The 24,577-nt window shown below is 50.0% G+C and carries 27 protein-coding genes; 23 read left to right on the top strand and 4 right to left on the bottom strand.

Annotated elements, in window-relative coordinates:
* Positions 1-16 precede the first annotated feature (16 nt).
* The 4 genes from BACINT_RS03730 to BACINT_RS03715 all read left to right on the top strand — a co-directional run bounded on the left by BACINT_RS03730 (position 17) and on the right by BACINT_RS03715 (position 5,986).
* Positions 17-439, top strand: coding sequence for a dihydrofolate reductase family protein (locus BACINT_RS03730; RefSeq protein ID WP_004291474.1), 423 nt, complete (start codon positions 17-19; stop codon positions 437-439).
* A gap of 238 nt (positions 440-677) precedes the next feature.
* Complete coding sequence (locus BACINT_RS03725; protein ID WP_004304269.1) at positions 678-1,283, top strand: RteC domain-containing protein; 606 nt, start codon at positions 678-680, stop codon at positions 1,281-1,283.
* Between the two features lie 301 nt (positions 1,284-1,584).
* A complete protein-coding gene (locus tag BACINT_RS03720) occupies positions 1,585-2,715 on the top strand; it encodes an ATP-binding protein (protein WP_004291480.1) in 1,131 nt (376 codons plus the stop codon).
* 16 nt (positions 2,716-2,731) lie between these two features.
* Positions 2,732-5,986 carry a P-loop NTPase fold protein gene (locus BACINT_RS03715; protein WP_004291481.1) on the top strand — a complete coding sequence of 1,085 codons (3,255 nt, stop codon included), beginning with the start codon at positions 2,732-2,734 and terminating at the stop codon, positions 5,984-5,986.
* Between the two features lie 131 nt (positions 5,987-6,117).
* Here the strand turns inward: BACINT_RS03715 and mobC are convergent, their stop codons facing one another.
* The 4 genes from mobC to BACINT_RS24480 all read right to left on the bottom strand — a co-directional run bounded on the left by mobC (position 6,118) and on the right by BACINT_RS24480 (position 10,367).
* The gene (gene mobC / locus BACINT_RS03710; RefSeq protein WP_004291482.1) at positions 6,118-8,136 is read right to left on the bottom strand and encodes a conjugal transfer protein MobC; all 2,019 of its coding nucleotides are present in this window, start codon (positions 8,134-8,136) and stop codon (positions 6,118-6,120) included.
* A 30-nt stretch (positions 8,137-8,166) separates the two neighbouring features.
* Positions 8,167-9,414, bottom strand: coding sequence for a conjugal transfer protein MobB (mobB, locus tag BACINT_RS03705; protein WP_004291483.1), 1,248 nt, complete (start codon positions 9,412-9,414; stop codon positions 8,167-8,169).
* A complete protein-coding gene (gene mobA / locus BACINT_RS03700; protein WP_004291488.1) occupies positions 9,393-9,821 on the bottom strand; it encodes a conjugal transfer protein MobA in 429 nt (142 codons plus the stop codon). The genes mobB and mobA overlap by 22 nt, the downstream gene beginning before the upstream one ends.
* Positions 9,822-10,202: 381 nt before the next feature.
* The gene (locus BACINT_RS24480) at positions 10,203-10,367 is read right to left on the bottom strand and encodes a hypothetical protein (RefSeq protein ID WP_196029218.1); all 165 of its coding nucleotides are present in this window, start codon (positions 10,365-10,367) and stop codon (positions 10,203-10,205) included.
* Here BACINT_RS24480 and BACINT_RS03695 point away from each other — a divergent pair.
* The 19 genes from BACINT_RS03695 to BACINT_RS24770 all read left to right on the top strand — a co-directional run bounded on the left by BACINT_RS03695 (position 10,366) and on the right by BACINT_RS24770 (position 24,571).
* Positions 10,366-11,292 carry a ParA family protein gene (locus BACINT_RS03695; RefSeq protein WP_005783105.1) on the top strand — a complete coding sequence of 309 codons (927 nt, stop codon included), beginning with the start codon at positions 10,366-10,368 and terminating at the stop codon, positions 11,290-11,292. The genes BACINT_RS24480 and BACINT_RS03695 overlap by 2 nt on opposite strands.
* 2 nt (positions 11,293-11,294) lie before the next feature.
* Entirely contained in the window at positions 11,295-11,735 is a 441-nt protein-coding gene (locus tag BACINT_RS03690; RefSeq protein WP_004291503.1) for a DUF3408 domain-containing protein, read from the top strand.
* 2 nt (positions 11,736-11,737) lie between these two features.
* The gene (locus BACINT_RS03685) at positions 11,738-12,091 is read left to right on the top strand and encodes a DUF3408 domain-containing protein (RefSeq protein ID WP_004291505.1); all 354 of its coding nucleotides are present in this window, start codon (positions 11,738-11,740) and stop codon (positions 12,089-12,091) included.
* Positions 12,092-12,107: 16 nt separating this feature from the next.
* The gene (locus BACINT_RS03680; protein ID WP_004304280.1) at positions 12,108-12,836 is read left to right on the top strand and encodes a hypothetical protein; all 729 of its coding nucleotides are present in this window, start codon (positions 12,108-12,110) and stop codon (positions 12,834-12,836) included.
* A 201-nt stretch (positions 12,837-13,037) separates the two neighbouring features.
* Positions 13,038-13,355: a DUF4134 domain-containing protein gene (locus BACINT_RS03675; RefSeq protein ID WP_002560983.1), complete on the top strand. Its 318-nt coding sequence runs from the start codon at positions 13,038-13,040 to the stop codon at positions 13,353-13,355.
* A 10-nt stretch (positions 13,356-13,365) separates the two neighbouring features.
* Positions 13,366-13,698: a DUF4133 domain-containing protein gene (locus BACINT_RS03670; RefSeq protein ID WP_004291514.1), complete on the top strand. Its 333-nt coding sequence runs from the start codon at positions 13,366-13,368 to the stop codon at positions 13,696-13,698.
* A complete protein-coding gene (locus BACINT_RS03665) occupies positions 13,695-16,199 on the top strand; it encodes a TraG family conjugative transposon ATPase (protein WP_004291515.1) in 2,505 nt (834 codons plus the stop codon). The genes BACINT_RS03670 and BACINT_RS03665 overlap by 4 nt, the downstream gene beginning before the upstream one ends.
* Before the next feature lie 40 nt (positions 16,200-16,239).
* Entirely contained in the window at positions 16,240-16,620 is a 381-nt protein-coding gene (locus BACINT_RS03660; RefSeq protein ID WP_004291516.1) for a DUF3876 domain-containing protein, read from the top strand.
* Positions 16,621-16,643: 23 nt separating this feature from the next.
* Complete coding sequence (locus tag BACINT_RS03655) at positions 16,644-17,273, top strand: DUF4141 domain-containing protein (RefSeq protein WP_004304283.1); 630 nt, start codon at positions 16,644-16,646, stop codon at positions 17,271-17,273.
* 3 nt (positions 17,274-17,276) lie between these two features.
* Positions 17,277-18,281, top strand: coding sequence for a conjugative transposon protein TraJ (gene traJ, locus BACINT_RS03650; RefSeq protein WP_004291518.1), 1,005 nt, complete (start codon positions 17,277-17,279; stop codon positions 18,279-18,281).
* A gap of 31 nt (positions 18,282-18,312) precedes the next feature.
* Positions 18,313-18,936 carry a conjugative transposon protein TraK gene (gene traK / locus BACINT_RS03645; RefSeq protein WP_004291519.1) on the top strand — a complete coding sequence of 208 codons (624 nt, stop codon included), beginning with the start codon at positions 18,313-18,315 and terminating at the stop codon, positions 18,934-18,936.
* A 27-nt stretch (positions 18,937-18,963) separates the two neighbouring features.
* Complete coding sequence (locus tag BACINT_RS24330) at positions 18,964-19,251, top strand: TraL conjugative transposon family protein (RefSeq protein ID WP_018697145.1); 288 nt, start codon at positions 18,964-18,966, stop codon at positions 19,249-19,251.
* The gene (traM, locus tag BACINT_RS03635; protein ID WP_004291521.1) at positions 19,232-20,584 is read left to right on the top strand and encodes a conjugative transposon protein TraM; all 1,353 of its coding nucleotides are present in this window, start codon (positions 19,232-19,234) and stop codon (positions 20,582-20,584) included. Before BACINT_RS24330 ends, traM begins: the two co-directional genes overlap by 20 nt.
* Before the next feature lie 34 nt (positions 20,585-20,618).
* On the top strand, positions 20,619-21,605 hold the full coding sequence (gene traN, locus BACINT_RS03630) for a conjugative transposon protein TraN (protein WP_004291522.1): 987 nt from the start codon (positions 20,619-20,621) through the stop codon (positions 21,603-21,605).
* Between the two features lie 2 nt (positions 21,606-21,607).
* The gene (locus tag BACINT_RS03625; RefSeq protein ID WP_004291523.1) at positions 21,608-22,183 is read left to right on the top strand and encodes a conjugal transfer protein TraO; all 576 of its coding nucleotides are present in this window, start codon (positions 21,608-21,610) and stop codon (positions 22,181-22,183) included.
* Between the two features lie 7 nt (positions 22,184-22,190).
* On the top strand, positions 22,191-23,093 hold the full coding sequence (locus BACINT_RS03620) for a toprim domain-containing protein (protein ID WP_004291524.1): 903 nt from the start codon (positions 22,191-22,193) through the stop codon (positions 23,091-23,093).
* Positions 23,090-23,593, top strand: coding sequence for a DUF3872 domain-containing protein (locus tag BACINT_RS03615; RefSeq protein WP_004291525.1), 504 nt, complete (start codon positions 23,090-23,092; stop codon positions 23,591-23,593). Before BACINT_RS03620 ends, BACINT_RS03615 begins: the two co-directional genes overlap by 4 nt.
* A complete protein-coding gene (locus tag BACINT_RS03610) occupies positions 23,590-24,117 on the top strand; it encodes a glycoside hydrolase family protein (protein WP_004291526.1) in 528 nt (175 codons plus the stop codon). Before BACINT_RS03615 ends, BACINT_RS03610 begins: the two co-directional genes overlap by 4 nt.
* A 64-nt stretch (positions 24,118-24,181) precedes the next feature.
* Positions 24,182-24,571: a hypothetical protein gene (locus BACINT_RS24770; protein WP_004291527.1), complete on the top strand. Its 390-nt coding sequence runs from the start codon at positions 24,182-24,184 to the stop codon at positions 24,569-24,571.
* Positions 24,572-24,577: the final 6 nt, after the last annotated feature.

Below are 24,577 nucleotides of genomic sequence, written 5' to 3'. Positions count from 1 at the left end.
ACGAAAGGAAACGATTATGGGTAAAGTTCAGATTCTCGCCGTACTGACGATGGACGGATGTCTTTCTTCAGAGTTATATGATAAAGCACATCAGGATTTGTGCCTTGACCGTTGCGGTCTTGATGAAATCAGGAAGAAAGCCTTTTACCGTGTGACACCGGACTATTCCATTTCAATGCTGCACGAATGGAGAAAAGACTGCACAAACATCCGTTACCTCGCGGAAGCCACACCGGACACGGCAGACTATATAAACGGACTGCTGCGGATGCACGCTGTGGATGAAATCATACTATACACCGTTCCTTTCATATCCGGAAGCGGACGACATTTTTTTAAGTCGGCTCTGCCAGAGCAACACTGGACGCTTTCCTCTTTGAAAAGCTATCCCAACGGTGTATGTCGCATTATCTATATCCTTGATAAAAAAGCAAGATAGCCAAAATGTGCGGCAAGCATACATTTCTATTTTCAGGAATAGAATAAATGTTCCGATTACAAACAATTTAAGTCGGAGATAATTTGTCCTTGTGAAAAAATACTGAATTTTATACCTCTGAAATCCAGCACTTTGTAAAATTGAGTGTTGGATTTTTTATTTTCTGCCGCGTTTTTTGCCAATTATATTCATGTGCGCACGCAGAAAACAAAGTGTAATTTTCAAAATTGACAGAACCATGAATTATTTCTTGCTGGCGGAAACCGACTTTTTCCGCCTGATAAACGAAGCCGGCGACTGCAATATGGAAACGGCATACACGGCTTTCGCCACCCAAGTGATCGAACTGTGCAACGGCGGCATGGACATGAACCTTACCGTCATCGCGCTTGCCTACATCGAAATCGAGTTGCAGCACCATCCCGTACGTAATCTGTCAGAAGAAAAAAGAGAGATTGCCGCCTACGTCAGCAAGGCTCTGTCTTTCGTAAGAAAGATGCAGAAATTCCTTGCCACGCCCCAAGTGCCACCACTAATATCCGCCAACAACGCAACAGAAACCACCGCCAGCCTTCTTCAATGGACGGGCAATGCCATCGACCTCGTGGAACTTATCTACGGCATAGACGTGATGGGCTGCATCAACAACGGCAATATGCCGCTCAAACAGCTCGCCCCACTTCTCTATAAGATATTCGGGGTTGATTCTAAAGACTGCTACCGCTTCTACACTGATATCAAACGCCGGAAGAACGAAAGCCGCACCTATTTCATTGACAGGATGCAGGAAAAACTGAACGAGAGAATGTTGCGTGATGAGGAGTTGGAGCGGATGAGAAAATAAAAAAATATCCATTACATATGAGAAGACAGGAATACTCGTATCCTGTCTTTTTATTTTCATTTAATTATATATTAATTAGCACAATATATGTGAGTTTTTCATTCCTATAAGGACAAATTTCAGAAACGTATGTCTGGTAAATTATTGAGTCATCATAGTATGAACATATATCATTACTAAAAACAATGAAACAACTTCCATAAGATTGTGGTTGTAAAAATCGCCATTTAATAGCCCGTTTTTTTTGTAAAATTCGCCAATTAAAAAAATATGATTATCTTTGCATTATATTTTATAAGGTATGGAAACAGTAAATAGAATACTTCAAGAGAAGATTACAGCACGAATCGCGCCCAATAAAGCAGTACTGATTTTTGGTGCTCGCCGTGTTGGTAAAACGGTAATGATGCGTAAAATTGTGGACAACTATTCAGGTAGGACGATGATGCTCAACGGCGAAGACTACGACACATTAGCACTATTGGAGAATCGCTCAATAGCCAATTATCGGCATTTATTGGATGGTATTGATTTGCTGGCTATTGATGAGGCACAGAACATACCACAAATCGGTAGTATTCTGAAGTTGATAGTTGATGAAATACCGGGAATAAGTGTCTTGGCAAGTGGTTCTTCGTCATTCGATTTGCTGAATAAGACTGGTGAACCGTTGGTCGGCCGCAGTACGCAATTTCTCCTTACACCATTCTCGCAACGGGAAATCGCACAGACGGAAACGGCACTTGAAACCCGCCAGAACCTCGAAGCGCGCTTGATTTACGGTTCCTATCCCGAAGTAGTAATGATGGAGAACTATGAACGTAAAACAGACTACCTACGTGATATTGTCGGTGCATACCTGCTTAAAGATATCTTAGCAATTGACGGCTTAAAAAATTCGAGCAAGATGCGCGATCTACTGCGATTGATAGCTTTTCAGTTGGGCAGCGAAGTTTCTTACGAAGAGTTAGGTAAACAACTCGGCATGAGCAAGACGACCGTTGAAAAATACCTCGACCTATTGGAAAAGGTCTTCGTTATCTATCGTCTGGGGGCTTATTCGCGTAACCTACGCAAGGAGGTTACAAAAGCTGGCAAGTGGTACTTCTACGACAACGGCATTCGCAATGCCATTATCGGGGCTTTCTCACCGCTGGCCATTCGGCAGGATGTCGGTGCGCTGTGGGAGAACTACATCATCGGAGAGCGGCGCAAAGCGAACTTCAATGAGGGACTGCACAGGGAGTTCTATTTCTGGCGCACCTACGACAAACAGGAAATCGACCTGATTGAGGAGAGTGCCGACAGTCTTACCGCCTTGGAGTTCAAGTGGGGAAATAAAATGCCGGCCGCACCGAAAGCCTTCCAAGAAGCCTATCCCTATGCCGAGTTTCATGTGGTAAATCGGGAGAATTATTTGGAGTTCGTATAATCAATAAATTACGTATATGGAAACAAAACTACAATCCAAACAGCAATATCCGCGGTTTATCCAAAATAAACCGTGTGGTATTGACAAATTCGATGGAGGTTCGCAAGAAAGGTTGGCAAAAACTATTGCTCGCCATTTTTGTCAGAATGATTCATTGGATGAGGAATGTACTTTACCTCGAATTATCGGCATCGAAGGTATTTGGGGATCTGGAAAATCCAACGTGGTTAAAATGTTGGAACGTGAATTATCAGACGACTATTACTTTTTTGAGTATGACGCATGGGGACATCAAGAGGACTTGCAACGCCGCTCTATATTGGAATTGCTTACAAGCAAACTTATTGATGATGGTATCCTATCTGGAAATGCAACAATAAAAGTCAAAGGTGGAGGTACGAAAACCGTATCATGGTCTGAAAAGCTGAAATATTTATTAGCCCGTAAAACGGAGACCGTAACCGAAAAATATCCCCTTATCAGTAATGGTATGGTTGCGGCATTTTTGGTTGCAGTTTTAACTCCGATATTTACATTTATTGCGTATGCAGTAAAACCTACACCCACAACATGGTGGTTTTCTTTATTGTCTATTATCATAGCTGCACTGCCAGTTCTTATTGCATTGTGCGTTTGGAAATGGGCATATAGCAAAGATCATAAATATGGATGGAGTTATATGTTAGCTATTTATCAAGATAAAGTCGAAAAGGACGTTTGCTATGAGACTTTGAGCGAAGACGAACCAACGGTTTACGAGTTCAAAACATGGATGCAAGACATTTCTGATTTTATCAAGGAAAAAGGACAACGTAAATTAGTCCTTGTTTTTGACAACATGGATCGTCTCCCCGCTGAAAAAGTAAAAGAATTATGGTCTTCTATCCATACGTTCTTCGCCGATAGCGGTTTTGAAAATGTTTGGGCTGTTATTCCTTTCGATGAAACACATTTAGCTTGTGCATTCGGAGATGAGACCGACGAACAAACGAAACAACTGACCAAGTATTTTATCAATAAAACTTTCCCTATTGTTTATCGTGTTGCTCCTCCTGTTATTACCGACTATCGAAGTATATTCAACAAACTGTTTGTTGAAGCATTTGGAGAAACAGAAAATGAAGCGAAAGAAACTATAAATCGGATATTCAGATTGGTAAATCCTAATGCCAATGTTAGGGAAATTATATCATATATCAATGAGATGGTCGCTCTTAAACAAGAGTGGTGTAACGAAATTTTGATGATAAACATAGCATTGTTCTGTTTGAAGAAGACGGATATTCTGGCAAATCCAGTAGAACAAATATTGTCCGGCGACTATCTGAATGGCATTCAAACAATAATTAACAATGATCTGCAAACACAACGCGAAATTGCAGCTTTGGTATATGGTGTCGATGTTGAAGATGCTCGACAAATTCCATTGAAAAAATATATTGAAGGCTGCATCAACGGAGAAGAAGACCACGACATAAATCAATATGCAGAGACTAATAAACAATTTGACACTGTATTAGAAGAAGTTATACAATGTATGGACAATGCGCTTATCGATAAGATTATACATTGTTTGCATAAATTAACTCGAAAGAGCGATGTTATTCTGCGTGTATGGCAAAGAATAGCACAATTGAAATTAAAAGAATCCATAGAGAAGCAGGTGTTCCCTGTCGAATACCAAGAACTGCTGTTGCATTTAGACACGGAAAGCCAAAACCATGTGATTGCTCAATTATATAAGAAGATAGTTCGGTTCAATGACTTCAATGGCGGCGACTATTTCAAAACGTTAGATGCAATAGACAGGTTTATTGCGCAAAATAAGTTGGCGTGCGATTTTACGTCATTGATTGAAGCAAAAACAGTCAAGCCAAATACATTTATCGATTATATTCAAGCTGCAAATGCAACAGATGCTGCCTATCGGGATAACGCGACAACTAAAGCATATAAATATTATCAAGTAGCAACAAATTCGGAGGCGCTCGATAATTATTTGGCAAACTTACTACCCGATAATTTCGACCATGCAGATATTGTAAAAACGTTAAAAGATAATTCTACCTATACGTTTCCAACGCTTTTGCAAGCGATCACGAATTGCATTGATGAACAGAATGTAAATAAAGATAATATAGGGGCTATATTTACAACCTATCGTTTATTGGCATCTGACGAAGAAAGACCTTTACCTGTAACGTTAGATTCAACCTACATAAATCAGTTGCATTCTGAATTAGAAACTGATGGCCGAAACATTAAAGAGTCTGGATATTACGATTTAGTCGCCATGCAATTGGCACATGGTCATTCCGTTTCCTTAATAGAGGGTGGAGATATAAAATATGTTGCAGAACTCATGGACTATTATGTGGATCATGGAGACTTATTAGTAAATAGTGTGGGATGGAATATACCGCTATTAAATGAAACACTACAATACATGGTAAATCATAAACTTGGCTATAAATTATTGCTCTCAGACATATTGCCCCAATTTGAAGATATTAAGAACAGAATAGGTGTAACGGATGAGGTATTTATCGAGCATTTAGCAGAGTGGAATACCGATTTGGATAAGTATATCACTAAGAACAATATTAAAGATGTAATTCCTGACGCATCTTTTTACGATTTGACCACTAAAATAAGCAATGTCCTGACCGATCATATCAATAAAATAGCGTTCGAAGCGTTGTCTGAAATAAGTGTTGATACATTATACGCCCAAAGAACAGCACATACATCATATTATTGGTTTGTCGCAATAAAACATTTACTGGCTAAAATCAAATCCTTGCCAGATAACTTGACTGAATTTGGCAAAAAGATTCTGATGGATATTGCTTCTGGAACTCAAAGTTTGAATCCTTTCCCTAATTGTTTCAAGAATATAGTTGAAAGATTGGATAAACGAAAAATTAAATCGACAGTTACCGATATAAGAAATGATTTCTGCATCGGTAAAAAGACTATCAATGCAATAAAGTTTCAATTTTTCGAAACATGGCTTAGATCGCATGGTAATTTGAAAAGTCAAGCTGGAGACGTTATTGATAAAATAGTGAAACCTGTAATTTCCGATGGGGCATGCCGTTCATTGATTCTGCAAAACAAAGATTTTTATATGGATTTAATAAATACAGCAGGGGATGATGCTTATGAATTGAAAAAGAGTCTCCGAAACCTCATACAAAAAGATTCAGATCCGCAATTGGTTAAATTTGTCAATTCGATAGATTCAGTACCTGAGGTTGAAACCGCGTAAGTATTTGTCTAACAAGTCCGAATTTTACGATTTTACCCGTCAGAACTGAAGTGCCCCCCAAAAAAATTGTATCCAACTTTTGGGGGTCACTTCAAACTTCGATAGGGATAATTTTCAATTTTGGGGACTTGTTAGACAGTCTCATTATCTGGTAGCAGTTTACACAGCACCGGATCGTTTTTGATACGCTCCAGTTCCTCCTGCACAATCTGCTTCACCTCTTCCTTGATGCGCCGGTAGTTCGCCTGCACCGTTTCCTTCATGCGGTCGTTGCCGTCCTCGTCCGTGAAGTTTGTAATGACGGGAATTTTCTTGTAGGCACTTTCTTCCCGTTTCACCTTTTCGGCATCCACCACAATCTCGCAATGAAAAATCTTCTGCTCGATACGCTCGTTGAAGTTGTCGGATACAGAACCGACAAACATTCCCTGCGTAAGCCCGGAAATCTTACTCGGTGGAATGAGCGCGTCCATCTGCGTGTTGATGGAGGTGGAAACATCCTGCCGGTTGATGGAGATGGACTGCCGTTTCTGCAACACCTTACCGAACCGCTCGGAGAGCGTCTTGGCTGTTTCCCCCACCACCTGACCGGAGAAAATATTGCCGACAGTGTTCATCACCACTTTCGCCTCTTTGTCCCCGTAGTCACGCACTAACTGGCTGAAATCCTGAAAGCCCAGACACACGGCAACCTTGTTGCTTCGGGCGGTAGCTATAAGATTGTCCAACCCTTTGAAGTATATTGTGGGCAACTCGTCGATGATGACCGATGACTTCAGCATCCCCTTCTTGTTGATGAGCTTCACGATACGGGAATTATACAGACCGAGTGCCGCACCGTAGATATTCTGACGGTCGGGATTGTTACCCACGCAGAGGATTTTCGGCTCTTCGGGATTGTTGATGTCCAGCGTAAACTCGCTGTCTGACATCACCCAGTAGAGCTGCGGTGAAATCATCCTCGAAAGCGGGATTTTTGCCGACGCTATCTGACCCATGAGCTGCTCCGCAGCCCCTCCAAGCCACGCATCCATGAACGGCGAAAGGTAGTTCTCCAGCTCCGGATAAGAGGTCAGTATCGGAAATATATCCTCGTAACGGCGGTTCAGAAACTCGATAGCATGGGGAAACGTGCAAAACTTCCCGTTCTGATAGATTTTGAGATACCAGATAATACTGGCAAACAGAATGATAGGTGACTCCACGAAGAAGTCGCCCTGCTTTTGCACCCACGTTTTATTGAGGTTGAGCATTATTGTGTAGGCACTCTCATAGGCATCCGTAATATCTTCCATAAAATCCGGGTGAATGGGATTGCACCGATGAGAGCGTCGCGGGTCGTCGAAGTTGATCACATAGAACTTCGGCTTTACCTTGTAGCCGTCCGGGTGGTTCAGCAAATGGTTGTAGGCAATAGTAGATAGGTCGGGATACTTGAAATCGTAGATGTATTGACTAAAGCCCTTTTCAATCTGTTGCTTGATAAAATTGTTTACCACGGCATAGGACTTGCCGCTGCCCGGCGTACCCAACACGATGGACGCACGGAAGGGATTAACTACATTGATCCAACCGTTGTTCCAGCGTTTCCTGTAATAGAAACGTGTCGGCAGATTGACCGAATACTCGCTTTCGATAAGCCTCGTTTCCTGCATGAAACTCTCGTTCTCGTTGTTGAAAACATCCTCCATCAAATTGTGTTTCAACAGGCGGCTCATCCACAGACCACCCATCAACAGGCAGACATAGCCCGTTCCAATGGTAAGGACATACAGTCCCGTCACCGCTTCAAGCGGCAGCGGCAGGGGCAGCAACCACCAGTTCAGGAAAAACAGCACGAACCCGACGGCAAATGCTGTCCAGATTCTCCCCCAAGTGATTTTCTCACCCTTGACACCCTTCGTACCCAGACAGGACAAGGCAAGCAAAAGGACGGAAAACAGCTTCGTGTAGAGAATGGAATGGAACAGCCCCGCCGTGCGGTCGAAGTTCAGAAGGATTTTGTCCACCACGCCGATGTTCACGCCCCACAGCCGGATGGCTTCGTAGCAGAACCAGTACACGTTCATGACCACTAAAATGATACTCACGGCACGCAGAAAATCCATGATTTTCGCCAATGCCCTCAAATCGTCTTCTTGTTGTGACATACATTGATTTTTTAATTGTTGATACTCTGATTACATACCCAAGCCCTTGCGTTTTTTCTTCTTTTTGCGCTTCATCGCCCGGATGAAAGCCTCTTCCTCGGCATCTACCGCCGGACCTTCGGGAGTGAGCAAGCCCATACCGCCCGATATATCTTCACTGTCGTAGGCGGTCTGCCCGTGTGCCTTGTCCGCAGCATCCACAGGGATGGATAGCGGTATCGGCGGTTGTCCGGCGTATGGCAGGGTGAAGTGTTCCTGCAAGGCATTCGCCGAAAGCTCCTTACCCATGCGCGAACCGTTCAGCACGCATCCCGTGCGGTGGTCGATGAAGGTAGCCCCATAGATGCGCCCTTCCTCTGTGTAGCGCAGTACGGTGTCGATGCCCTTCTCTTTGAGTTGGGATACAAATTTGTCCTTGTCATAAGTGCCTTGCAGCACGGAAAGGACGGTGCGTTTCGTCATGTCTGCCAGTTTCCTATCCTTGATTTCCGATTTGGAACGGACAAACTTCTTCTGTACGGCTTCATAGCCTGCGGACTTCCCGAAAAGCGAGGATTTGAACGGGTTGCCCACCTTGTTACCCTTGTCGTCCGTGACGGAATAGACCAGCCCGTGATACTCCCGTCCGCGCACGTTGCCCCTCGCTTCCTCCACCGTCATATTATATAAGGAAAGGAGCGCACGGTATTCGCCCATCGTCTGGAAACGGTACTGCCCATTCAGAGCCTTCACGGTGTTGCCTACCTGCTTCTTCACATCACCTGCCGATGCGGCCACCTTGCGCAACGGATTATCCAATCTCTGATTTTTACGTTCTGCCGGATGCAATCCGTACTTCTGTTCCAGTTCCCTGCGGATACGGTCGCTGCGGCGGTAGAGAAAATCCCGGTTGAGCCTTTTCCCGTTCTCGTCCACGTTGACCGTCACGATGTGCAGGTGGTGGCGGTCGATGTCCTCGTGCTTGAATACAAGATAAGGCTGGTTTCCGAAACCGAGTTTTTCCAGATACTCGCGGGCGATATTCTGCAACTCAATATCGGTCAGCACATCCTCCGGGTGCGGGTTGAGAGAGATATGCACCACCGGCTTCTCGATCTTCATCTGCGGTGGCAGGAAGGTGAGAAAACCCTCCATCGCCTTGCCTATGTCCACCGTTCCCGAACCGTCATTGTAGATGCGGTTGGTGGTGAGAAGCCGCCCCTGCGCCTCGTTAATCTTCTCCCCGTTGTAGGCAATCGCGCCGTACAACGAACTTCCTACACTGATTTTTGCGACCATTTTGCCTCCATTTCCCTTGAAAGTTCCACAATCCGGCGGCTCAGTTTCACGAGTTCGACGGTGTGTTGCTCTAATTTGTAGAGCAACGCCATCGCCTTTTTCTCTGAAAAATGCAGCCTCAGTTCCTTCACGACTTGGTTGTAATTCGTACCCACGGCACGGAATTGTGCATGAAAATCCGACAGTTTGGTGTAATAGTCCACCAACGTCTTGTCCACCTTCAGCACCTTGAACGGTTGCCCGAAGAAGTGCGCTTTGAGGAAAACAGACCGTGCATAGACACCCGATTTTCCGAACATGGCGAGGAAACGGTTGTGTTCCTCCTCGTTGAAACGGACGGTGTACCGGTACACCGCCGGATCAAGTTTGGGATTTCTCCCTGATTTGCTTTTCCTTTTCTCTTTCATATTACTTTGGATTTAGCGGATTGACGGCATAAGCCGCCGCTTCGGATTACAGCACCGCAGTTCTGAAAGGCTTCCCGACTTCGGAGGGAAAGCCCGCCCCCTGCAAGGGCAAGTGCTTTTCGTGGCTGCTCAAAATATTTTGAGCGGCTGAAAAGACATCTTGCTATGTTCAGGTGAACATAAAAATCCGTCAGGGGACGGATTGGGAAAATACCTTTCAGGACTCCGGGCCGCGCGTCATCGGCGAACCCTGCTGTCCGGGTGCAAAGTTACGCCCTTAAAGCGGTATCGGACAGATGCTTGACCCGGTCAATGACTGCCAACCGGCGCAACGTGCCGCCACTTGCCGGAGAAGTGATACAGGTTCCAAAATATACTTGTTTATTTGCAGCATGATTCAAGAAACGAACGATTTGAAGATATGATAAACGGAACATTCAAATACCCGGAAATCCGCTTCTTCGGATACTTGCCGAAACGGATACCCGAACCGTCGGAAACCCGGTTCTCCGACAATTCGGTGACGTATGGATTCAATGACTTCATGACGCAATGTCGTCAATCACCATTTGTCCGACGCACCGCTTCACCACAGAACCGGATACGCGACGACCCGCCTGCGTGTGTAGTCACGGAAGCGGATGGTGCGACAGCCAAATCCGTATGGAAACAGAAAAACAAATCATCAACAATTAAAATAAATGGAACTATGAGTAAGGAAATCTTCGTTGCATTCGCAACACAGAAAGGTGGCATCGGCAAATCCACTGTCACGGCACTTGCCGCCAGCTACCTGCACAACGTGAAAGGCTACAATGTCGCCGTCGTGGACTGCGACGACCCGCAGCACAGCATCCACGGGCTGCGCGAACACGAAATGGGGCTTATCGACAGCAGCACCTACTTCAAGGCTCTCGCTTGCGACCATTTCCGCCGGATCAAAAAGAACGCCTACACCATCGTCAAAAGCAATGCGGTGAACGCCCTCGACGATGCCGAGAGGATGATTGCCACTGAGGACGTGAAACCCGACGTGGTGTTCTTCGACATGCCCGGCACACTCCGAAGCAACGGCGTGATAAAGACGCTCTCGCAGATGGACTACATTTTCACTCCGCTGAGTGCCGACCGCTTTGTCGTGGAGAGTACCCTGAAATTCGTCACGATGTTCCGCGACAGGCTGATGACTACCGGACAGGCGAAAACAAAGGGGCTGCATCTGTTCTGGACGATGGTGGACGGCAGGGAGAGGAACGACTTGTACGGCATCTACGAGGAAGTGATAGCCGAAATGGGCTTTCCGGTACTTTCCACCCGCTTGCCCGACAGCAAGAAGTTCCGCCGTGACCTTTCGGAAGAGCGCAAGAGCGTTTTCCGCTCCACCATCTTCCCGATGGACACGGCACTGCTGAAAGGGAGTGGCATCCGGGAGTTTTCCGAAGAGATAAGCGACATCATCAGACCGCAGTGAGCATGGGCAGCAGGAAAGTGAACACGGAAGGCATCGACGAGGAACTGCTGTTAGCCTCCATCGGGCGGCGCACACAGGACGGGACACTGCGCCCCGCACAGGAAGTACCCGCAGCTGCACCGACCGAAGAGGACACCGCCGCACCGGAACCATCTCCTGTGCAACCCGTAACACGGGAAAAAGCGCAGAGGGAAAGTGGACGCCGGAAAAGGCAGGACGAGGACTACAACGAGCTATTCCTGCGCCGCAACGAGATAAAGACCCGCCAATGTGTCTATATCAGCCGTGACGTCCACGGCAAGATCCTCAGAATCGTGAACGACATCGCCGGAGGGGAAATCTCAGTAGGCGGATATGTGGATACCGTGCTGCGCCAGCATCTGGAACAGCACAAGGAGAGAATCAACGAACTGTACAAGAAACAACGTGAAGATCTGATTTGAAAATGGAAAAAGAAATGACACCGAATGAAAAAAGACCACAGCAAGACTGCGGAGGTATGTTTACCCAAGTGCAGGCGAGTGTGGAAATACTGTCGCCTGTCCCGGTAAGCGGCAAATGCAGTGAGAAGGACTATGAACGCCTGTTCATCCGCGACCCGGAAGTAAAGGCACGTGAGGGGAAGATGGCGTATGTGCGCCCGGAGTACCACGAGCGTATCATGCGTATCACCCGTGTAATCGGGCATGACCGGCTTACGCTGTCCGCTTACATCGACCATGTGCTGACGCACCACTTCAACCAGTGCGAAGATGCGATAAAGAGCCTTTATGCCCGAAATTACAATTCAGTATTCTAACCAAAAACGGAAGGATATGAATTACACAATCAGCATGACAGACATTCTGCTGGCGGTATCGGTCGGCTGCAACCTCTGGTTCCTGTTCCTGCTCCTTTACGAGCGCATCATGGACACGCGGATTGTCCGCTTCTTCAAGGGCATTGTCGGATTATGGCGGTCACTGGACGGGAATGAGGCTAAACGCATAGCGGCACACGAGGAAGTCCCTGCGGAAAAGGCGGACATCATCGGCAAGAGCCGTTTCAGGATGGCATCCACCCGGACAACCGCTGCCATACCGACGCAAGAAGCCGCCACTATTGAAAAAGGCATTGAGCTGTCGGAGGAAGAGGCTACTTTTGACGACGGAAAAACGGGAAACGCATCCCGCCCGGCACAAGTCCCGGAGGAAAAACTCGATGAGACCTTCACGAGCATACCGCCGGAGGAACTGGGATACGGGGACGACGAACCGGAAGAGGACGCCTCGGACACGCCACGGGCTTCGGGCAGCAGCTTTGACGAGATTGACGACGCCTGCAAGACCGCCAAAAACCCGGACGCGACACAGGCGGAACGTGAAAAGGCGGCTAAGGTGTTCACCGACATGGAGGGCACGGAGTTGTACGAGAAAATGATGGAAGGCTCTTCGGAGATAGGCATCCGCATCAAGGGGCTTATCGAGATTCGGCTGAAGAAATCTGAAAAGGAGTTCGTCGTGCCGGACAACATCGAGGAGTTCGACATTCGCAACTATGTATGACAACAATAAAAGAAATGAACATGAAAGAATGACATCAACCCACGCGGCGAGGAAACGCAAGGCGCATCCCCATCCGCAACGGACACGCCCACGTCCGTGGAAACAAACGGGCATCCACTAAAACCAAAGTAAAGAAACAAAGTATCAACCGCCCGACAAAGGACCATCCACCCTTTTGACGGCAAAAAACAAGAACAGTTTATGAACAAGAACATCTTGAAAAACAGAAAAGCAATCCTCTCCGCGGCACTTGTCATCGCCGCAACCGCCTCCGCTTTCGCGCAGGGAAACGGCATCGCGGGCATCAACGAAGCCACCTCTATGGTGAGTTCTTATTTCGACCCCGGAACTAAACTGATATACGCCATCGGTGCAGTCGTCGGGCTTATCGGGGGCGTAAAAGTGTACGGCAAGTTTTCATCGGGCGACCCCGACACCAGCAAGACAGCCGCCTCGTGGTTCGGCGCGTGCATCTTCCTGATTGTTGCCGCCACCATCCTGCGCTCATTCTTCCTTTAATAAATAATGTATGGCTGAATACCCAATCAACAAGGGTATCGGCCGTCCGGTAGAGTTCAAGGGCTTGAAGGCACAGTACCTCTTCATCTTCTGCGGAGGTCTGCTGGCTCTCTTCGTCCTGTTCGTCATCCTCTACATGGTCGGTATCGACCAGTGGATATGTATCGGCTTCGGCGCGGCATCGTCCTCCCTCCTTGTATGGCAGACCTTCGCGCTGAACGCCCGGTACGGTGAACACGGGCTGATGAAATTAGGAGCGGCACGGAGCCATCCCCGATACCTTATCAACCGGCGGCGGATAACCCGTCTGTTCAAACGACAACGAAAGGAAGAAAGACAATGAGGAATACATCGAAAATGACAACACTGGAAAACAGGTTCCCACTTTTAGCGGTGGAGCATGGCTGCATCATCTCAAAGGACGCCGACATCACGGTGGCTTTCGAGGTGGAACTACCGGAACTTTACACCGTGACGGGTGCGGAGTACGAGGCGATACACAGTTGCTGGTGCAAGGCTATCAAGGTGCTGCCGGACTACTCCGTCGTCCACAAACAGGACTGGTTCATCAAGGAACGCTACAAACCGGAGCTTCAGAAGGACGACATGAGCTTTTTAAGCCGCTCTTTCGAGCGTCACTTCAACGAGCGTCCGTACCTGAAACACACCTGCTACCTCTACCTGACCAAGACAACAAAGGAGCGTAACCGGATGCAGAGCAATTTCAGCACGCTGTGCCGGGGACATATCATCCCGAAGGAGCTGGACAGGGAAACCACGACCAAGTTCTTGGAAGCCTGCGAACAGTTCGAGCGCATCATGAACGACAGCGGGCTTGTCAGGCTGCGCCGCCTCTCCACCGATGAGATTGTGGGTACTGAGGGAAAGACGGGACTTATTGAACGCTACTTCTCGCTCATGCCGGAAGGTGACACCACCTTGCAGGACATCGAGCTTTCGGCAAGGGAGATGCGCATCGGCGACAACCGCCTGTGTCTGCACACCCTCTCCGACGCGGAAGACCTGCCGGGCAAGGTGGCTACCGACACCCGTTACGAGAAGCTCTCCACCGACCGGAGTGACTGCCGACTGTCATTCGCCTCCCCGGTGGGGCTTCTGCTCTCCTGCAACCATATCTACAACCAGTATGTGCTGATAGACAACAGTGAGGAAACCTTGCAGAAGTTCGAGAAGTCCGCCCGTAACATGCAGTCGCTATCTCGCTATTCAAGGAGCAACAGCATCAACCGCGAGTGGATAGACCAATACCTGAACGAAGCCCATTCCTACGGACTGACCTCGGTACGGGCACACTTCAACGTCATGGCGTGGAGCGACGATGCGGAGGAACTGAAGCATATCAAGAACGACGTGGGCAGCCAGTTGGCAAGCATGGAATGCGTGCCGCGCCACAACACCATCGACTGCCCGACACTCTACTGGGCGGCGATACCCGGCAATGCGGCGGACTTCCCGGCGGAAGAGAGTTTCCACACCTTCATCGAACAGGCGGTGTGCCTGTTCACAGAGGAAACCAACTACCGCAGCTCGCTCTCGCCCTTCGGCATCAAGATGGTGGACAGGCTCACGGGAAAACCGCTGCACCTTGACATCTCCGACCTGCCCATGAAGCGAGGTATCACGACCAACCGCAACAAGTTCGTGCTGGGTCCTTCGGGCAGCGGCAAGTCTTTCTTCATGAACCACCTCGTGCGCCAATATTATGAGCAAGGCGCACATGTGGTATTGGTGGACACGGGAAACTCCTATCAGGGCTTGTGCGGCATGATCCGACGCAAGACAGGCGGAGCGGACGGTGTGTATTTCACCTACACGGAAGATAAGCCCATCAGCTTCAACCCGTTCTACACCGACGATTACATCTTCGACGTGGAGAAGAAGGACAGCATCAAGACCCTGTTGCTGACGCTCTGGAAGTCGGAGGACGACAAGGTGACAAAGACGGAGAGCGGCGAGCTGGGCAGTGCCGTGAGTGCCTATATTGAGCGCATCCAATCCGACCGTAGCATCGTGCCGTCGTTCAACACCTTCTACGAGTATATGCGTGACGACTACCGCAAGGAACTGGCACAGCGTGACATCAAGGTGGAGAAGTCCGACTTCAACATCGACAACATGCTCACCACCATGCGGCAGTATTACCGGGGCGGGCGTTACGATTTCCTGCTCAACTCCACGGAGAACATCGACCTGCTCGGCAAGCGGTTCATCGTCTTCGAGATAGATTCGATTAAAGAAAACCGCGAACTGTTCCCCGTCGTGACCATCATCATCATGGAAGCCTTCATCAACAAGATGCGGCGGCTGAAAGGCGTGCGGAAACAGCTTATCGTGGAAGAGGCTTGGAAGGCCCTCTCATCGGCGAACATGGCTGAATATCTGCGCTATATGTATAAGACGGTCAGAAAATATTACGGCGAGGCAATCGTGGTGACGCAGGAGGTGGACGACATTATCAGTTCTCCGGTGGTCAAAGAGAGCATTATCAACAACTCGGATTGTAAAATCCTGCTTGACCAAAGGAAATATATGAACAAGTTCGACCAGATACAGGCGTTGCTCGGACTGACGGAAAAGGAGAAGTCGCAGATACTCTCCATCAACATGGCGAACAACCCTTCACGGCTCTACAAGGAGGTGTGGATAGGCTTGGGCGGCACGCAGTCGGCGGTCTATGCCACGGAGGTCAGCGCGGAAGAGTATCTGGCGTACACCACCGAGGAAACGGAAAAAGTGGAGGTTTACCGTCTGGCGGAGAAGCTGGGCGACGACATCGAAGCCGCCATCCGGCAGCTTGCCGAAAGGCGGAGAAACAAGGAATAACTAAAAAACAGAATGTATCAACCAAAAAAGAAAAACGCGTATGAATTTACCAAAAGTGAAAATGCTGCAAGTCAGCAAGTGCCTTATCGGATTGGCGGTCATGATGCTGCAATCCTGCGACGTGGCCGACAACCGCCGCGACATGCTGTGCGGGAACTGGGAGAGCGTGGAGGGAAAACCTGACGTGCTTATCTACAAGGAGGGCGAAGCCTACAAAGTGACGGTGTTCCGTCGTAGCGGTCTGCGCCGCAAGCTCAAGCCGGAAACCTATCTCTTGCAGGAGGAGAACGGCAACCTGTTCATGAACACCGGCTTCCGCATCGACGTGTCCTACAACGAGGCCACGGATGTGCTGACTTTCTCGCCAAACGGGGACTATGTGCGGGTGAAGCCGCAGCCGGGACATCCGACCGAAGAATAACAACCACTAAAATCCAAAGTAACATGAGAACAAGAATAACAATGATTATCTGCCTGTGCCTGCTTTTCGCGGGCAGGGCAAGCGCACAGTGGGTCGTAAGCGATCCGGGCAATCTAGCGCAGGGCATCATCAATGCCTCCAAAAACATCATCCATACCTCCAAGACCGCCACGAACATGGTGAGCAACTTTCAGGAGACGGTGAAAATCTATCAGCAGGGCAAGAAGTATTACGATGCCCTCAAATCGGTGAACAATCTGGTCAAGGACGCCCGCAAGGTGCAGCAGACCATCCTGATGGTGGGCGACATCACAGACATCTATGTGAACAGTTTCCAACGGATGCTCCGTGACGGGAATTTCAGACCCGAAGAGCTTTCCGCAATCGCTTTCGGCTACACGAAACTGCTGGAGGAAAGCAACGAAGTGTTGACGGAACTCAGGAACGTGGTGAACATCACCACGCTCTCCATGACCGACAAGGAGCGCATGGACGTGGTGGAACGCTGCCACTCGAAGATGAAGCGTTACCGCAACCTCGTGAGCTACTACACGAACAAGAACATCTCCGTGAGTTACCTGCGTGCGAAAAAGAAGAACGACCTCGACCGCATCATGGGGCTGTACGGGAACATGAACGAAAGATACTGGTAGCCTATGAAGTTCGACAACCTTCATCAGATTTTACGTTCACTTTATGAGCAGATGATGCCGCTGTGTGGGGACATGGCTGGTGTGGCGAAAGGCATCGCCGGGCTGGGTGCGCTGTTCTACGTCGCCTACCGGGTATGGCAGTCGCTGGCGAGAGCTGAACCGATAGACGTATTCCCGATGCTCCGTCCTTTTGCCATCGGTCTGTGCATCATGTTCTTCCCGACTGTGGTGCTGGGCACGATAAACAGCATCCTCTCACCCGTCGTACAGGGCACGGCAAAGATGCTGGAGGCGGAAACGCTGGACATGAACCGATACCGGGAGCAGAAGGACAAACTGGAATACGAGGCGATGGTACGCAACCCCGAAACCGCCTACCTCGTGTCCAACGAGGAATTTGACAAGCAACTGGAGGAACTCGGCTGGTCGCCCTCCGACATGGTGACGATGGCGGGAATGTATATCGACCGGGGAATGTACAACATGAAGAAGAGCATCCGCGACTTCTTCCGCGAGATACTCGAACTGCTGTTCCAAGCCGCCGCCCTCGTGATAGACACCGTCCGCACCTTCTTTCTCGTGGTGCTGGCGATTCTCGGTCCGATAGCCTTCGCCCTGTCGGTATGGGACGGTTTCCAAAACACGCTCACGCAGTGGATATGCCGCTATATACAGGTCTATCTGTGGCTACCGGTATCGGACATGTTCAGCACCATACTGGCGAAGATACAGGTTCTGATGCTGCAAAACGACATCGAGCGGATGCAGGCAGACCCGAACTTCTCGCTGGATTCGAGCGACGGGGTGTATATCGTATTCCTCTGCATCGGCATCATCGGCTACTTTACCATTCCCACCGTTGCGGGCTGGATTATCCAAGCCGGAGGCATGGGCGGTTACGGTCGCAACGTGAACCAGATGGCGGGACGAGCCGGAAGCATGGCGGGCAGCGTGGCGGGTGCAGCCGCAGGAAACGCAGTCGGACGTGTCGGCAAATTGCTGAAATAATCAATGTGCAATCATAAATTGGAAAATATAAATGGAATTCAAATCACTTAGAAACATCGAATCGTCGTTCAGGCAGATACGCCTGTTCGGTATCGTCTTCCTCTCGCTGTGCGCCGTGGTGACGGTGTGGAGCGTGTGGAACTCCTACCGTTTCGCAGAGAAGCAACGGGAGAAAATCTATGTGCTGGACAACGGCAAGAGCCTGATGCTCGCCTTGTCTCAGGATTTGTCGCAGAACCGCCCGGCGGAGGCACGGGAACATGTGCGCCGTTTCCACGAGATGTTCTTCACGCTATCACCTGAAAAAAGCGCGATTGAACACAACGTGAAACGTGCCTTGCTGCTGGCGGACAAGAGCGTGTACCACTATTATTCGGACTTCGCGGAGAAGGGGTACTACAACCGCATCATCGCCGGGAACATCAACCAAGTGCTGAAGGTGGACAGCGTGGTGTGCGACTTCAACGCCTATCCCTACCGTGCCGTGACCTACGCCACACAGAAAATCATCCGGCAGAGCAACGTCACCGAGCGCAGCCTCGTGACCACCTGCCGCCTGCTGAACGCATCGCGGTCGGATGACAACCCGAACGGTTTTACCATCGAGGGTTTCACCATCATTGAGAACAAGGATTTACAGACTATCAAACGGTAACAGGACATGAAAAGTATCAGAAAATCAATGTGGGGCATGTATTGGAAACTCCACGACAAACGGAAACGCTTGGCGGCAAGTCTCAAAGGGTATCTGGACGGCTTGCCGCCGGAAACACGCCGCCGCATCGTGCTGGGGATGTTCGCCGCCTTCGCGGTGCTTGCCCTTTACACCTTCGGCAGAGCCGTCTATGACATCGGCAGGAACGACGGCTCACATATGGAAACGGGACACGCCGGACGGGTGGAACTGCCGACCCCGGCGGAAACAGGCAATCACTTAACACCTTATTTATATGGAACAGACAAAGAATGAACCGACGAAAGAGAACAAAGCTGCTCCCGAAACGGGGAAACCGAAAAAGGAGCGCGAACCGCTGACAGAGGCGCAACGGCTGAAACGGCAGAAGATGATCGTGCTGCCCGCTATGGTGTTGGTGTTCATCGGGGCGATGTGGCTGATATTCGCCCCGTCCTCCGGCAAGGAGCAACCGCCGGGAACGGACGGATACAACACCGAGATGCCCGACGCTGACAAGGCGAACCGGCAGATTATCGGCGACAAGCTGAAAGCCTACGAGCATGGGGAGATGGAAGAGCGTCAGGAGAGCCGCAACCGTGCCATCGGGCAGCTGGGCGACATGTTCGACCGCGAGATAGCGGGAACGGAGAACGGAGTGGACTTCGACCTCGCCAATCCGGGCGGCAAGGAAGAAAGGGCAAAGCCAGCCACGCCGCAGACCATCCAGTCCTCCGCAGCCGCCTACCGTGACCTGAACGCCACGCTCGGAAACTTCTACGACCAGCCGAAAAACGACAATGCGGAGATGGACGAATTGTTGGAGCGCATCGCATCGCTGGAGTCGGAACTGGAAAGCGAGAGGGGCAAGGCTTCCTCTATGGACGAGCAGGTGGCTCTTATGGAGAAGTCCTACGAGCTGGCGGCAAAGTACATGGGCGGTCAGAACGGAGGACAGCCATCGGCGGAACAGAGGGCAGAGCCAACTACCGTGCAGAAAGGGAAGAAGAACAAGGCAATGCCTATCAGACAGGTGGAGCATCAAGTAGTTTCTTCACTCTCACAGCCTATGAGTAACGCGGAGTTTGTCGCCGCCTTATCGCAGGAACGCAACCGGGGTTTCAACACGGCTGTCGGCACGGCGGAGGTATTGGACAGGAACACCATACCGGCGTGCGTGCATGGGGCGCAGAGCGTGACGGACGGGCAGACGGTAAGGCTGCGCCTGCTGGAGCCTATGGCGGTGGCAGGCAGGACAATACCCCGGGGTGCGGTGGTGGTCGGCACGGGCAAGATACAGGGTGAGCGGCTCGACATCGAGATTACCTCGCTGGAATACGACGGCACGATTATCCCCGTGGAGCTTGCGGTCTATGACACGGACGGACAGCCCGGCATCTTCATCCCGAACTCGATGGAGATGAACGCCGTCCGGGAGGTCGCCGCCAACATGGGCGGCTCGCTGGGAAGCAGCATCAACATCTCCACCAATGCCGGGGCGCAGCTCGCCTCCGACTTGGGCAAGGGGCTGATACAAGGCACGAGCCAGTACATCGCCAAAAAGATGCGAACCGTCAAGGTGCATCTGAAAGCCGGGTACAGGGTCATGCTTTACCAAGAAAAATATTGAAAACAATAAAAATTACCACTAAAATCCAAAAGTAATGAGAAAAGTAATCATCATGTTTGCCCTCGCTATGGGCATCATAACTGCCAACGCGCAGGAGAATGTAACCGTTGAAACGACCAACGGAAGTGAACAACCGACCTTGACGAAGGAGGTCTATCCGCAGAAGGAGGCGGACGGCGACCTATATCACGGGCTGTCACGCAAGCTGACCTTCGACCGCATGATACCGCCGCACGGTCTGGAAGTGACCTACGACAAGACCGTCCACGTCATTTTTCCGGCGGAGGTGCGCTATGTCGATTTAGGCTCGCCCGACCTGATTGCCGGGAAAGCCGACGGAGCGGAGAACATCATCCGTGTGAAGGCTACCGTAAGGAATTTTCCCAACGAAACGAATATGTCCGTCATCACGGAGGACGGCAGTTTCTACACCTTCAACGTGAAGTACGCCGCCGAACCGCTGTTGCTCAACGTGGAGATGTGCGACTTCATCCATGACGGCAGCACGGTGAACCGCCCGAACAACGCGCAGGAAATCTATCTGAAAGAGCTGGGCAGCGAAAGCCCGATGCTGGTGCGCCTTATCATGAAGTCCATCCACAAACAGAACAAGCGCGAGGTGAAGCATATCGGCTGCAAGCGTTTCGGCATCCAATACCTGTTGAAAGGCATCTACACGCACAACGGCTTGCTTTATTTCCACACGGAGATAAAGAACCAGAGCAACGTGCCTTTCGATGTGGACTACATCACTTGGAAAATCGTGGACAAGAAGGTTGCGAAGCGTACTGCCGTGCAGGAGCAGATTATTCTGCCGCTCCGCGCGCAGAACTACGCCACCCTCGTGCCGGGCAAAAAGAGCGAGCGCACGGTCTTCACGATGGCGAAGTTCACCATCCCCGATGACAAGTGCCTCGTGGTGGAATTGAACGAGAAGAACGGCGGCCGTCACCAGTCCTTCGTGATTGAGAACGAGGATTTGGTACGCGCGGGTACCATCAACGAACTTCAAGTACGCTGACCATGAGAAAGTACATCGCAATAATCATCGCGTCGCTTGCCCTTTTTACAGGGCAGGCGCACGCCCAGCGGTGTCTGCCGAAGATGCAGGGCATCGAGGTGAGGGCGGACATGGCGGACGGCTTCAATCTCGGCGGCAAGGACGGCGGGTACAGCTTCGGGGCGGCTCTCTCCACCTACACGAAGAAGGGGAACAAGTGGGTGTTCGGTGGCGAATACCTGTTGAAGAACAATCCCTACAAGGACACCAAGATACCCGTGGCGCAGTTCACGGCGGAGGGCGGCTATTACTTCAAGATACTGTCGGACGCCCGAAAGATTGTTTTCGTCTATGCCGGGGCTTCGGCTCTCGCCGGATATGAGGCGGTAAATTGGGGGAAGAAGGTGCTGCATGACGGCTCCACGCTGCACGACCGGGACGCCTTCATCTACGGCGGTGCGCTGACGCTCGATGTGGAGTGTTACGTGGCAGACCGTATCGCCCTGCTTGCCAACCTGCGGGAGCGTTGCCTTTGGGGTGGCGACACACGGAAGTTCCACACGCAGTTCGGGGTCGGTATCAAGTTCATCATCAACTGACACGGGCATGGAAAGGACGGAAATAGATGCTGTCAGAAGGATGCCGCTTGCGGATTTTCTCGCACGGCTGGGGCATGAGCCTGTCAGAAGGAGCGGTAACGAGCTGTGGTATCTTGCCCCGTACAGGGGCGAGCGCACATCCTCTTTCCGTGTGAACGTGGCGAAACAGCTCTGGTACGACTTCGGTTTGGGCAAGGGCGGCGACATCTTCACGCTTGCCGGGGAGTTTCTGCAAAGCGATGACTTCATGAAGCAAGCGAAGTTCATAGCGGAAGCCGCCAATATGACGGTTGCCGGATGGGAAAAGCCCGTCTATCTCTCGAAGCCGACCGAATCCGTTTTTGAGGATGTGGAGGTCGCTCCGCTGCTCCGCTCACTGCTGACGGAGTATTTAGAGGAACGGGGCATCCCTTACGCCATCGCATCCCGTCACTGCTGCCGCTTGAACTACGGTGTGCGTGGGAAACGGTATTTTGCCGTTGGCTTTCCGAACATGGCAGGTGGCTATGAAGTCAGAAGCCGATATTTCAAGGGTTGCATACCTCCGAAGTCTGTATCACTGGTAAAGGCGAATGACATCCCGGCTGACGAGTGCCTCGTGTTCGAGGGCTTCATGGACTTTCTCTCTGCCGTGACGCTTGGTGTAACCGGTAACGCTGACTGTCTTGTGCTGAACTCAGTCGCCAACGTGGAGAAGGCGGCGGGATTGCTGGACGGATACGGGCGCATCGGCTGCTTCCTCGACCGTGACGAAGCCGGACGGCGGACGCTTGCCGCACTTACCATGCGATACGGGGAACGTGTCACCGACCGTTCCTCCCTCTATGACGGTTGCAAGGACTTGAACGAGTACCTGCAACTGACAACGAAAAAACAGAAAAACAACCATCTAAAAATCGAAGAACAATGAACATACTGAACAACAGAAACAAGAGAACATCAATATTCAAGGCAGTGGCGTTATGCCTGATAGCCGCCATGTCATTCACCCTCGTGTCATGTGACGATGACATGGACATCCAGCAGTCCTATCCCTTCACGGTGGAGGTCATGCCCGTGCCGAACAAGGTAGTAAAGGGGCAGACAGTGGAAATCCGCTGTGAACTGAAAAAGGAGGGCGACTTTTCGGGTACGCTCTATACCATCCGCTATTTCCAGTTCGAGGGGGAAGGCTCGCTCAAAATGGATAACGGCATCACCTTCCTGCCTAACGACCGCTACCTGCTGGAGAACGAAAAATTCCGCCTGTACTACACGGCGGCGGGTGATGAGGCGCATAATTTCATCGTGGTGGTGGAGGATAACTTTAGCAACTCCTACGAACTGGAATTTGACTTCAACAACAGGAATGTAAAGGACGACGATCTTACCATCGTTCCCATCGGCAACTTCAGCCCCTTGTTGAAATGATGCGTGTATTCATGACAATGCTCTGTTCACTTCTGACGGTCTGTTCTGTGTCCGCGCAGATCAGCCGCCAAGAGGGAACGGACGGGCAGGCGGCAATCTACCGACTGCCGCTTATGGAACGTGCTTTTTTATGCTGCCGCTACTTTGAAGGCTGGCACTCAGAAAAACACTACCCATACGTCGGTTGGGGTCACAAACTTTTGCCAAACGAGAAGTATTCGGCACGAACCATGACAAAACGGGATGCGGATGAACTTTTGCGGAAAGACCTGCGCAAATTTGTCGCCATGTTCCGTAAATTCGGGGTTGATTCGATTTTGCTTGGCACGTTAGCTTACAATGTGGGACCGGCGAAGCTGTTAGGCAGCAAAACAATCCCCAAAAGCACCTTAATCAAGAAGCTGGAAGCTGGTGACAGGAACATCTACCGTGAGTATATAGCCTTCTGCAACTACAAAGGAAAACGCCACGCCATGCTGCTCAAACGGAGAAAGGCGGAGTTTGCGCTGTTGTATATCCCATAAAAGGACTGACAAAACTGGCAAAAGACGTGCCATATTTAACTTGGCACGTCTTTTGCTCTATCACTTGATAGATTATCGTAGGATTTTCTCGTTAATTGACATCGTTGAGCCATTTTTGCCTATCGGTTTCCAAATAACACTTCAAGTTGTAAGTGTTGTGAGAGCAATACAAAACATAGTTATTAACCATAAAAAGTATAGCGAAATTATGAAGAAAGTATTTAGGAAAATTCAGAAAGGAACAACAAAAATGATTGAACGTATCAAATCGTTGGGGGAAATGGAGACGAAGCAGAAATGTGTAGTTCAACGGTTCGAGATTATCATTCCCCTCCACCAAAAAATAACGACCCAATATATAGCCTCCGCAAGTTTTACTTGCGGATTTTTTAGTTATCGCAGATTGGACAAAGGTTTCTTTGCTACTTTCTTTGTCCGCCATCATGCTCACTGAAAGAAA

It is taken from the genome of Bacteroides intestinalis DSM 17393, assembly GCF_000172175.1.
Classification (GTDB): domain Bacteria; phylum Bacteroidota; class Bacteroidia; order Bacteroidales; family Bacteroidaceae; genus Bacteroides; species Bacteroides intestinalis.
The sequence above is the reverse complement of the archived record's forward strand: the minus strand, read 5'-3'. Positions and strand labels throughout refer to the sequence as shown.

Coding starts and splice junctions, on each gene's coding strand:
- BACINT_RS03730 (WP_004291474.1), top strand. CDS start 17: ATGGGTAAAGTTCAGATTCTCGCCGTACTGACGATGGACGGATGTCTT.
- BACINT_RS03725 (WP_004304269.1), top strand. CDS start 678: ATGAATTATTTCTTGCTGGCGGAAACCGACTTTTTCCGCCTGATAAAC.
- BACINT_RS03720 (WP_004291480.1), top strand. CDS start 1,585: ATGGAAACAGTAAATAGAATACTTCAAGAGAAGATTACAGCACGAATC.
- BACINT_RS03715 (WP_004291481.1), top strand. CDS start 2,732: ATGGAAACAAAACTACAATCCAAACAGCAATATCCGCGGTTTATCCAA.
- mobC (WP_004291482.1), bottom strand. CDS start 8,136: ATGTCACAACAAGAAGACGATTTGAGGGCATTGGCGAAAATCATGGAT.
- mobB (WP_004291483.1), bottom strand. CDS start 9,414: ATGGTCGCAAAAATCAGTGTAGGAAGTTCGTTGTACGGCGCGATTGCC.
- mobA (WP_004291488.1), bottom strand. CDS start 9,821: ATGAAAGAGAAAAGGAAAAGCAAATCAGGGAGAAATCCCAAACTTGAT.
- BACINT_RS03695 (WP_005783105.1), top strand. CDS start 10,366: ATGACGCAATGTCGTCAATCACCATTTGTCCGACGCACCGCTTCACCA.
- BACINT_RS24480 (WP_196029218.1), bottom strand. CDS start 10,367: ATGAAGTCATTGAATCCATACGTCACCGAATTGTCGGAGAACCGGGTT.
- BACINT_RS03690 (WP_004291503.1), top strand. CDS start 11,295: ATGGGCAGCAGGAAAGTGAACACGGAAGGCATCGACGAGGAACTGCTG.
- BACINT_RS03685 (WP_004291505.1), top strand. CDS start 11,738: ATGGAAAAAGAAATGACACCGAATGAAAAAAGACCACAGCAAGACTGC.
- BACINT_RS03680 (WP_004304280.1), top strand. CDS start 12,108: ATGAATTACACAATCAGCATGACAGACATTCTGCTGGCGGTATCGGTC.
- BACINT_RS03675 (WP_002560983.1), top strand. CDS start 13,038: ATGAACAAGAACATCTTGAAAAACAGAAAAGCAATCCTCTCCGCGGCA.
- BACINT_RS03670 (WP_004291514.1), top strand. CDS start 13,366: ATGGCTGAATACCCAATCAACAAGGGTATCGGCCGTCCGGTAGAGTTC.
- BACINT_RS03665 (WP_004291515.1), top strand. CDS start 13,695: ATGAGGAATACATCGAAAATGACAACACTGGAAAACAGGTTCCCACTT.
- BACINT_RS03660 (WP_004291516.1), top strand. CDS start 16,240: ATGAATTTACCAAAAGTGAAAATGCTGCAAGTCAGCAAGTGCCTTATC.
- BACINT_RS03655 (WP_004304283.1), top strand. CDS start 16,644: ATGAGAACAAGAATAACAATGATTATCTGCCTGTGCCTGCTTTTCGCG.
- traJ (WP_004291518.1), top strand. CDS start 17,277: ATGAAGTTCGACAACCTTCATCAGATTTTACGTTCACTTTATGAGCAG.
- traK (WP_004291519.1), top strand. CDS start 18,313: ATGGAATTCAAATCACTTAGAAACATCGAATCGTCGTTCAGGCAGATA.
- BACINT_RS24330 (WP_018697145.1), top strand. CDS start 18,964: ATGTGGGGCATGTATTGGAAACTCCACGACAAACGGAAACGCTTGGCG.
- traM (WP_004291521.1), top strand. CDS start 19,232: ATGGAACAGACAAAGAATGAACCGACGAAAGAGAACAAAGCTGCTCCC.
- traN (WP_004291522.1), top strand. CDS start 20,619: ATGAGAAAAGTAATCATCATGTTTGCCCTCGCTATGGGCATCATAACT.
- BACINT_RS03625 (WP_004291523.1), top strand. CDS start 21,608: ATGAGAAAGTACATCGCAATAATCATCGCGTCGCTTGCCCTTTTTACA.
- BACINT_RS03620 (WP_004291524.1), top strand. CDS start 22,191: ATGGAAAGGACGGAAATAGATGCTGTCAGAAGGATGCCGCTTGCGGAT.
- BACINT_RS03615 (WP_004291525.1), top strand. CDS start 23,090: ATGAACATACTGAACAACAGAAACAAGAGAACATCAATATTCAAGGCA.
- BACINT_RS03610 (WP_004291526.1), top strand. CDS start 23,590: ATGATGCGTGTATTCATGACAATGCTCTGTTCACTTCTGACGGTCTGT.